This window comes from Candidatus Methylomirabilota bacterium, assembly GCA_035260325.1.
Lineage (GTDB): Bacteria > Methylomirabilota > Methylomirabilia > Rokubacteriales > CSP1-6 > AR19.
Map to the genome: position 1 here is coordinate 1 of DATFVL010000108.1, position 9,616 is coordinate 9,616.

At 70.3% G+C, this 9,616-nt stretch carries 9 protein-coding genes; 7 read left to right on the forward strand and 2 right to left on the reverse strand.

The window, feature by feature from the left end:
* Nucleotides 1-280: 280 nt before the first annotated feature.
* Nucleotides 281-553, reverse strand: coding sequence for a hypothetical protein (locus VKG64_07460; protein HKB24878.1), 273 nt, complete (start codon nt 551-553; stop codon nt 281-283).
* Between the two features lie 64 nt (nt 554-617).
* On the reverse strand, nt 618-1,778 hold the full coding sequence (locus tag VKG64_07465) for an amidohydrolase family protein (GenBank protein HKB24879.1): 1,161 nt from the start codon (nt 1,776-1,778) through the stop codon (nt 618-620).
* Between the two features lie 138 nt (nt 1,779-1,916).
* On the opposite strand from VKG64_07465, the gene VKG64_07470 reads away from it, so the two are divergent.
* The 7 genes from VKG64_07470 to VKG64_07500 all read left to right on the forward strand — a co-directional run.
* Nucleotides 1,917-3,131: a branched-chain amino acid ABC transporter substrate-binding protein gene (locus VKG64_07470; GenBank protein HKB24880.1), complete on the forward strand. Its 1,215-nt coding sequence runs from the start codon at nt 1,917-1,919 to the stop codon at nt 3,129-3,131.
* A 10-nt stretch (nt 3,132-3,141) separates the two neighbouring features.
* A complete protein-coding gene (locus tag VKG64_07475; GenBank protein ID HKB24881.1) occupies nt 3,142-4,065 on the forward strand; it encodes a branched-chain amino acid ABC transporter permease in 924 nt (307 codons plus the stop codon).
* Nucleotides 4,062-5,189, forward strand: a complete 1,128-nt coding sequence (locus VKG64_07480) for a branched-chain amino acid ABC transporter permease (protein HKB24882.1) — start codon at nt 4,062-4,064, stop codon at nt 5,187-5,189. The genes VKG64_07475 and VKG64_07480 overlap by 4 nt, the downstream gene beginning before the upstream one ends.
* Nucleotides 5,190-5,250: 61 nt before the next feature.
* Nucleotides 5,251-6,039, forward strand: coding sequence for an ABC transporter ATP-binding protein (locus tag VKG64_07485; protein ID HKB24883.1), 789 nt, complete (start codon nt 5,251-5,253; stop codon nt 6,037-6,039).
* A gap of 37 nt (nt 6,040-6,076) precedes the next feature.
* On the forward strand, nt 6,077-6,736 hold the full coding sequence (locus VKG64_07490; protein HKB24884.1) for an ABC transporter ATP-binding protein: 660 nt from the start codon (nt 6,077-6,079) through the stop codon (nt 6,734-6,736).
* A gap of 23 nt (nt 6,737-6,759) precedes the next feature.
* Nucleotides 6,760-9,063 carry a 1-deoxy-D-xylulose-5-phosphate synthase N-terminal domain-containing protein gene (locus VKG64_07495; GenBank protein HKB24885.1) on the forward strand — a complete coding sequence of 768 codons (2,304 nt, stop codon included), beginning with the start codon at nt 6,760-6,762 and terminating at the stop codon, nt 9,061-9,063.
* A 77-nt stretch (nt 9,064-9,140) separates the two neighbouring features.
* A partial coding sequence (locus VKG64_07500; protein HKB24886.1) for a hypothetical protein occupies nt 9,141-9,616 on the forward strand: 476 nt, incomplete at its 3' end.

The following is a 9,616-nucleotide window of genomic DNA, read 5'->3' on the forward strand; positions in this document are numbered from 1 at the left end:
GGTCCCGCCGGTCCGTCGCCACGACGTAGAGGTGGCGGGGCTTGGTCTTGGTCTCCCGCACGGTCAGCGTCGCCATCGTCGTCTCTCCTCCGTCCATCTTGTCGATCAACGAGCCGCGCAAATCTCGATGAGAAAAGGAGTGCAAGGCGGATACCAAGGAGGGACGCGAGGCCAAGTGATTGATCTGTAACGGGATGTCCGGAATATATTTCCGGATTTCTCAGTGGCGAGTGGCCAAGAATTCAACGGCGCCCCTAAACGGGGGCCACTCTGACGTCGATTACGTCGGGTCGATCTTCACCATGACGGCGCCGCGCTCGCGGACCTCAGTGTCGAGCCAGGGCCGCGCGCGCCGGTCGGTCCTCCGCCGCTCCAGGGACGTCGGTGAGGTGATCCGCCGACGGTCTCCTTCCCGGCGGTCGTAGATCACCTGGACGTAGGGCCGGCGGGCGAACGTCCGCAGGGCGTACTGGTGGAGGTATCGCTCTCCCTTCTTGACGACGAGGAAGTAACGCGCGCTCCCCGCCAAGGTGTCTACACCCCCGGTGTCCACGCCCCCAAGTGTATACCGGCCGGGCGCGCGACGGGATGCGCTGCGCGACTGACCGGAGCGCGCCTCATTTGAGGCCGGTCAGGTTGTAGAGCCGCGCGCAATTGTCCCAGAGGATCTTGGCCTTCGTCTTCTCGCTCACGCCCTCGAGCCCGACGAACTCCTCGATCGCGTGCGGGAAGAGCCCGTCGGAGTGCGGGTAGTCGGTGGAGACGACGATGTTGTCGTCGCCGACCGCCTCGACGACCTGTCGCAGCACCTTCTCGTCGGCGTCTGTGGCCACGTAGCACTGGCGGAAGAAGTACTGACTCGGGAGCTGGGAGATCCGCACCTCCGAGCCGGGCCCGAACTTCTCCCACGCCTCGTCGAGCCGCCAGAGCCACCACGGGAGCCATCCGCACGTGCCCTCGAGGAAGGCGCAGCGGAGCCGCGGGTGGCGCTCGAGCACGCCGCCCGCCGCGAGGCTCGCGAACGCGAGCATCAGCTCCATCGGGTTGCGGCCCGCGATGCCGATGACGCGCCCGTTCGGGTGGTCGAGGTAGCGGCGCGCGATGTCGTCATGGAGCGATGACTGTCCCGTCGGATGGAAGCCCACCGGGACGCCGAGCTCCTCGAGCGCGTCCCAGAGCGGCTCGAACTCCGGGTCGTGGACGTGGCGGCCACGGATCGGATTCGGGTTGCCGATCACCGCGACCGCGCCCAGCTCCCGCACGGCCCGCCGCGCCTCGGCGACGGCGCCGGGGACGTCGTGGAACGCGACCTGGGCCGCGAACCTCAGGCGGGCCGGATCGTGCGCGCAGAAGTCGCGGGTCCAGTCGTTGTGGGCGCGCGCGAGCGCCGTCGCCACCCGGGGCTCGAGGTCGTCGTGCATGAGCACCTGGCGCCCGCGCGTGCCGTAGAGGATCGCGACGTCGATGCCCTCGATGTCCATCGCGGCGACGTGCGACTCGGGGTCGTAGCCGCGCGCGTGCGCGAGCTCGTAGTGCGGGTGCCGGGCGAACGCGCGCCGCTGGAGGTCCCGGCCGACGATCGCCGTGTGCGGCCGCTTCGACATCTCGCCGAGCTCGAGGTCGCCGATGCGGATGATCGGCTGGTTCGGCGCGTTCTCCGCGCGGCGGACGAACGTCGGCGCGAATTTCTTGAACGGCTCCTCCAGGTAACGCGCCCAGAGGCCGTCCGGCTCCATCGTGTGGAGGTCGCTGTCCATCACCCTGAACCCGTTCTTCATGGCTTGCCTCCTCGCGGCAGGGCGAGGGTAATCCGCGTCGCCGGCGAGGTCAATGCCCGGCGCCTTGACACCCGCCGCGTCCGTGTGGTTCTCTCCGCATGCACCGGCGGCCGTTCGCCGGCAAGGAGGAGCACGCCGATGTCAAGAACCGACCATCGCGTCGATCTGAGCCGCCGTGCGCTACTCCGGGGCGCGGCGGCGCTCGGCCTCGGTCTCGCCGCCGCCCCGGATCTCGTCCTCGCCCAGAAGAAGGCCGTGCGGCTCGCGTTCATCGGCCCGCTGACCGGCGGCACCGCGTCGAACGGCCTGGGCGGCCGCAACTCGTTCCTCCTCGCCGTCCAGGAGCGGAACGCCGACCCGAAGACGAAGTACCAGTACGAGACGGAGGTGCTCGACGACGAGTGCAAGCCGACCGTGGCGGTCCAGGCGGCGCTCAAGGCGTCGTCCGACCCGGCGATCGTCGCGGGCGTCACGCACTACTGCTCGGTGACGGCCATCGCGACGGTGGACACCTACCACAAGGCGGGCATGCCGGCGATGGTCTGGGGCGCCGTGCTCCCCGAGATCACCTACAGCCACGACTACGTCGAGATCACGCGGGTCAACGGCACCATGATCAACCAGAACAACATCGCCGCGGACTTCGCGGTGAAGACGCTCGGCTTCAGGACCTTCGCGCTCATCCACGACACGACCGACTACGGCCGCGCCCACGCGAAGTGGTTCACCGAGTTCGCCGAGAAGGCGGGCGGCAAGATCCTCTCCACGCAGGGCACGGCGAAGGACCAGAAGGACTACACCGCCGAGCTCACGCGCGCGAAGGCCGACCGGCCCGAGGTCGTCTGGTACGGCGGTCTCACGCCCGACGGTGTGCGCGTGCGGGTCCAGATGGACAAGCTCGGCGTCCGCGCCCAGTTCCAGGGCACGAGCGGCATCAAGTCGGACACGTTCAACGAGACCGCGGGCCCGTCGGCGGAGGGCACGCTCGCGTTCGTCGAGGGCGCGCCGACCGAGAAGCTCCCGGGCGGCAGGCGGTTCCTCGAGGCGTACGCCAAGGCCGGCTTCAAGGAGCCGTCGGAGGCGTACGGCCCCTTCGCGTACGTCGCGGCGAACCTCGTCATCGACGCGATCGAGGCCGTCGGGCCCGACCGCGCCAAGGTGGCGGCGCGCCTCAAGCGGACGAAGAACGCGAACACGATCATCGGGCCCGTCGAGTTCGACGCGCACGGCCAGAACACCGTCGCGCTCATCTCCAAGTACGTGAGCCAGGACGGCAAGTGGGTGCTCTGGGAGGACTCGGAGTACGCCGCGGGCAAGCGCACGCTGCCCGGGCTCAAGTTCAAGAAGATGTAAGCGGCCCGGCGTGCCGCCCCTCGAGCTGCTCCTCCAGCAGGCGCTGAACGGCGTGATGCTGGGGGTGATGTACGCCCTGATCGCAGTCGGGTTCACGCTCTTTTTCGGCGTGCTCGACGTGATCCACTTCTCGCACGGCGACATCTTCATGCTGGGCGCGTTCGCCGCGCTCTCGACGCTCCTCGGCCTCGCCGCCGCGGGGCTCGGCGCGCCGCTCGTCGCGCTGCCGCTCGCCTTCGTGGCCGCGATCCTCGTGACCGGCGGCGTCGGCGTCCTCGCCGAGCGCGTGTGCGTGAAGCCGCTCGCGCGCTCGTCGCCGCTCATGACGCTCCTGGCGACGCTCTCGCTCGGCCTCGTCATCCGCGAGTCGGTGCTGATCTTCTACCCGCGCGGCGCCGACCCGAAGCCCTTCCCCCGGCTCCTCCCGCAGGGCGGCTTCGACGTCGGCGGCGTCTCGATCCGCTGGGAGAACCTCGCCATCCTCGGCATCGGCCTCGCGGCGATGGTCCTCGTGGACCTGATCATCGGCCGGACGAAGATGGGCGCCGCCATCCGCGCCGTCGCGCAGGACCCGGAGGCGGCGCAGATGATGGGCGTGAACCTCGACCGCACGGTGGACGCCACGTTCTTCCTCGGCTCCGGCCTCGCGGCGGTCGCGGGGATCCTGAGCGGCCTCTACTACAGCGAGATCCACTTCATCATGGGGATCACGGGCGGCGTCATCGGCTTCTCGGCCGCCGCCATCGGCGGGCTCGGCAACGTCTACGGCGCGATCGTCGGGGGCCTGCTCTTCGGCGTGCTGCAGACGACGGCGGCGGCGCTCATCCCCCGGGGCTCCGAGTTCAGGGACGTCGTCGCGTTCGCCGTCGTCATGCTGTTCCTGATATTCAGACCGCGCGGGATCCTCGGTGAGAAGAGCGTGGAGCGCGTGTGAGCCTCCTCCTCGTCTGGCTCGCCGAGCTCGTCGTCTTCGCTCTGGTCGTTGCCGGGATCCTGGCCGAGCGGCCCGCCGCTCTCGTGGCGACGGGCGCCGCGCTCGTCGCGGCCGGAGCCCTCGTCCGGTTCGTGGCGCCGCTCGGCGCGGCGCTCGTCTCGGCCTTCGCCCGCCACCGCGCGGCGGCGCTCCTCGGGGGCGCGCTTCTGACGCTCGCGCTCCCCGTAGTGCTCAGGGCGAGCCCGTATTGGACCTTCGTGGCGACGCTGGCGCTCCTCTACGTCACGATCGGGCAGGGGCTCAACCTCCAGATCGGGACGGCGGGGGTCATCAACCTGGCGGGCGCCGCCTTCGCGGGCCTCGGCGGCTATTCGGTGGGCCTCCTCACGGTCACGGCCGGCTGGCCCTCATGGCTCGCCGTCGTCATGGCGCCCTGGATCGCGGTGATCGTCGGCGCGGTCCTCTTCGTGCCGATCCTCAAGACGCGCGGCCACTACCTGGCGCTGGTCACGATCGCGTTCGTCTTCATCTTCAACATCCTGATGAACAACCTCGAGTTCACGGGCGGGCCGCAGGGGATCAAGAACATCCCGACGCTCCGGCTCTTCGGCTGGGCGTTCACGTCGAAGCCGGCGCTCGCCGGGCTCGAGCTTCCCGCCCACGCGAACTTCTACTACGCCGCGCTCCTCGTGGCGGGGCTCACGACGTGGACGCTGCGGCGCCTGCACGACTCGTGGCTCGGGCTCGCGCTGAACACGCTGCGTGACGACGAGATCGCGGCGCGCTGCTGCGGCGTCTCGATCACGCGGGGCAAGCTCCTCGCGTTCTCGATCGGCAACCTCTTCATCGGGCTCGGCGGCGCGCTCTACGCGGTGATGGTCGGGTTCGTCTCGCCGCCCGACTTCGACTTCGGCTACTCGCTCGTCATGCTCTCGGTCATCATCATCGGCGGCGTGGACTCGATCCCTGGCGTCGTGCTCGGCGCGTGCCTGCTGCTGCCGCTCCCCGAGCGCTTCCGGTTCCTCCACGAGTACCGGCTGCTGCTCTACGGCGTCGTGATCGTCGTGATGCTTCTCTACCGGCCACGGGGGCTCTGGCCCGCGGCGGCGCGGCGTTACCGATGAGCGTCGCGCACCTGTCTCAGGCCACCCACGGTTCGCGCCGGCCTCGCGGACCCCGCTAGCAATGACCGCCCCGCTTCTCGAGGCCCGCGGGCTCACCGTGAGGTTCGGCGGCCTCGTCGCCCTCGACGGGGTGGACGTCGCGGTGGGCGCCGGCGAGACGGTCGGCGTCATCGGCCCGAACGGCTCGGGGAAGACGACGTTCTTCAACGCGCTCACCGGGCTCTACGCCCCGGCGGCCGGGGAGATCGTCTTCGGCGGCCGTCGCATCACGGGGCTCGAGGCCCACGCGATCGCGCGGCTCGGGATCGCCCGCACGTTCCAGGCGAGCCGGCTCTGCCTGGGCCTCTCCGTCTTCGACAACATCCTGATCGGCATGCACGCCCGGCGGACGACCGGGCTCGTGGACTCCGTGTTCCGTCGCGCGCGGTTCCTCCGGGAGATGAGCGGGGCGGTCGAGCGCGCGGCGCACCTCCTCGCGCTGTTCAGCCGCGATTTGCCCGCCCGCGGCTTCGAGCCCGTCGGGCAGCTCCCGCAGATCGACCGGCGGCGCGTCGAGATCTGCCGGGCGCTCGCGACCGAGCCGAAGCTGCTCCTCCTCGACGAGCCCTCGGCCGGGATGAGCCCGGAGGAGACGGCCGAGCTGATGCGCGACCTCCAGATCGTGCGCGAGGAGATGCCGGGGCTCTCGGTCGTCATCATCGAGCACGACATGTTCGTGATCGAGGGCGTGAGCGGGCGCGTCGTCGCGTTCAACTACGGCCGGAAGATCGCCGAGGGGTCCTTCGCCGCCGTGGCGGCGCACGAAGAAGTCCGCGAGGCGTACCTCGGCCGGGAGCGCGCGCGTGCTTGAGCTCCGGGACGTCTCCACGCGCTACGGCCCGCTGACGATGCTCCGGCGCGTGTCGCTGGCGCTCGGCGAGGGGAAGATCGCGTGTCTCCTCGGACCGAACGGCGCCGGGAAGACCACGCTGATCCGGACGATCCTCGGCATCGTCAGGGCCCTCGAGGGCGAGATCCTCCTCGAGGGCCGGCGCATCGACCGCCTCCGCACCCACGAGATCGTCGAGCTCGGCATCGGCGTGGTGCCCGAGGGCCGGCGCGTCTTCCCGAGGATGACGGTCGAGGAGAACCTCCGCATGGGGGCGTTCATCGAGTGGGCGCCCGCGGACTTCGCGGCGCGTCGCGACCAGGTCTTCGCGCTCTTCCCGCGGCTCGCCGAGCGCCGGCGGCAGAAGGCGGCGACGATGTCGGGCGGCGAGCAGGCGATGCTCGCCATGGGGCGCGCGCTGATGGGCCGGCCGAAGCTCCTCCTGCTCGACGAGCCCTCACTCGGGCTCGCGCCGGTGCTGGTCGAGCAGCTCTTCGCGATGATCCAGGCGATCAACCGGAGCGGCACGACGGTCTTCCTCGTCGAGCAGAACGCGCGGAAGACGCTCGAGATCGCCGATCACGGCTTCCTCCTCCAGAAGGGCGAGATCGTCGGGCGCGGCAGCGCGGCCGAGCTCGCCGCCTCCGAGATCGTGCGCCACGCCTACCTCCGCGCGTGAGGCCGGGCTAGAATCGCGGTGCGATGAGCGGTCCTCGATCGAGTGGCACGGACGAGCTGGCCGTCCTCGAGCGCGTCCAGCGGAAGGTGCTGTGGCTCTCCACGTGGATGGTCCACCACGCGAACGCGCGCCCGAGCGCCGACGGGACGAAGGTCGGCGGCCATCAGGCGTCGTCGGCGTCCGTCGTGAGCCTCCTCACCGCGCTTTACTTCAAGACCCTCGAGTCGGACGACCTGGTCGCGGTGAAGGCCCACGCGGCGCCGGCCTTCTATGCGTGCCAGTACCTGCGCGGCCGCCTGCCGAAGGAGGCGCTGACGGGGCTGCGGCGGTTCGGGGGGCTCCAGGCATACCCGAGCCGCAGGAAGAACCCGGAGATCGTCGAGCTCTCCACGGGCTCGATGGGGCTCGGCGCCGTCCAGGCGACGTTTCACGCGCTCGGGGCTCAGTACCTCGCGGATCACTTCGGGACCACGCCGCCGAGGCGGATCATCGTCATGGTCGGCGACGCCGAGCTCGACGAGGGCAACGTCTGGGAGGCGCTCGCCGAGGAGACGGTCGCGCGGCTCGGCCGCGTTCTCTGGCTCGTGGACGTGAACCGCCAGGCCCTCGACCGGATCATCCCCGAGGCGCGCACGCGCCAGCTCGGCCGGATGTTCGCGGCGTGCGGCTGGCGCGTCAGCGAGCTGCGCTGGGGACGGAGGCTCCGCGCGCTCTTCGGCGCGCCCGGCGGCGAGCGGCTCAGGCAGCGGCTCGACGCCATGTCGAATGCCGAGTACCAGCGGCTGCTCCGACAACCCGCGGGCGCCGTCCGCAAGGCACTCGTCGGCGCCGGTGACGGTGGGACGGACGCGGAGCTCGACCGGACGCTCGGCGCGCTCGGTGACGTCGAGCTTCAGGCCATCGTCGCCGACGTCGGTGGCCACGACCTCGCGCTGATCCTCGAGGCGCTCGAGCAGGCGGGGCAGGAGCGCGACAGGCCCACGGTGATCCTCGCCCACACGGTCAAGGGCTGGGGGCTTCAGCTCGCGGCCGATCCGTTGAACCACACGGCGCTCCTGACCGAGGCGCAGGTCGAGGAGCTGCGCGCGTCGCTCGGGATCGCGCCGGGCGCCGAGTGGGACGGCTTCGCGCCCGAGAGTGAGGAAGCCGCGCTGGTCCGCGGGCTCCCGCCGCTCTTCTCGGCGCCCCGCGCCGCGGCGCAGCCCGCGGTGCCGTTCGAGGTGGACGAGACATACCCCGCCGAGTGCTCGACCCAGGAGGCGTTCGGTCGCGTGCTCGGCGCCCTCGCGCGCCTGGACGCCGCGAAGTCCATCGTCACGGTGTCGGCCGACGTCGCCGTGACGACGCACCTCGCGGGCTGGATCAACCGCAAGGGAGTCTATTTCCCCGCGGCGCGATCGAACCCGTTCGCCGACGTCGCTCAGCCCGTTCAATGGAGGGAATCGCCCGCCGGCCAGCACTTCGAGCTCGGGATCGCCGAGCACAACCTGTTCCTCCTGCTCGGCGCCCTCGGTCTCACGCGCGAGCTCTCGGGCGTGACGCTGCTCCCGATCGGCACGCTCTACGACCCCTTCGTGACGCGCGGTCTCGACGCGCTCTACCACGCCCTCTACTCCGGCGCCCGCTTCGTCGTCGCGGCGACGCCCTCGGGCGTGAGCCTCGCCCCCGAGGGCGGCGCCCATCAGTCCGTGATCACGCCGGGGATCGGCGTCGCACTGCCGGCGATGGCGTACTTCGAGCCCGCGTTCGCGCGCGAGGTGGAGTGGATCCTGCTCGACGCCCTGCGTGGTCTCGCCGACCGCACGGGCGAGAGCCTCTACATGCGCCTCACGACGAAGCCCGTGGACCAGTCTCTCGCGCCGCAGCCGAGCGACGAGTACCGGGCGCGTGTCCTACGCGGGGGCTACCGGCTCGTGGACGCGCGCGGCGAGCCGGGCTGGGACGCCGAGATCAGCGCGGTCTCGATCTTCGTCGCCGGCGCCATGGTCCCCGAGGCGGTGGAAGCCGCGCGACGCCTACGCGAGGCCGGCGTCCACGCGAGCGTCTTCGTCGTCACCAGCCCCGACCGGCTCTACCGCGGTCTCCGCGAGCCACGGCCGTACCTCGAGGAGCTGGTCGGCGGCGACGAGGAGGGCGTGCCGATCGTTTCGGTCCAGGACGGCCACTCGCACGGCCTCGCCTTCCTCGGCGGCGCGTTCGGAGTCTCCCAGCAGGCGCTCGGCGTGGACGACTTCGGCCAGTCGGGGACACGCGCCGACCTCTACCGCCACTATGCGATCGACGCGGCGGCGATCACGCGCGCCGCGCTCCTGCTGCTCGGCCGGTAGGCGCCGGGCGAGTTTGCAGGCGTGCAAAATGAGATACGTCTCGATATTCTCCGCACGCCGCTGCTATAGTTTGGGCGATGGCCAAGCAGACGAGACGCTCAGAGTTTCGAGATCCACGCGAGATACCGAACTATGGAATACCGGAGACGGCCCACTATCTTCGAGTGCCCGAAGCCACGCTTCGGTCCTGGGTCCTGGGCCGCGAATATCCAACGAAGGCGGGCGACAGGCATTTCAGGCCGCTCATCGGCCTCGCCCAGCATGAGCCGCCGTTGCTGTCGTTCATCAATCTCGTGGAAGCTCATGTTCTCGATGCCATCTGTCACCAGCATCGTCTTCCCCTCAAGACTGTTCGTGCGGCGCTGGAGTACGTGGTGCGGGAATTCGGCTCGCAGCATCCGCTCGCCCAGCGACAGTTCGAGACCGATGGGGTGAACCTGTTCATCCAGAAGGTCGACAAGCTGATCAATGTTTCGCAGGAAGGGCAGCTCGCCATGCGCGAGCTGCTCACGAGCCACCTGCAGCGCATCGAGCATGACGAAGCCGGGCTCGC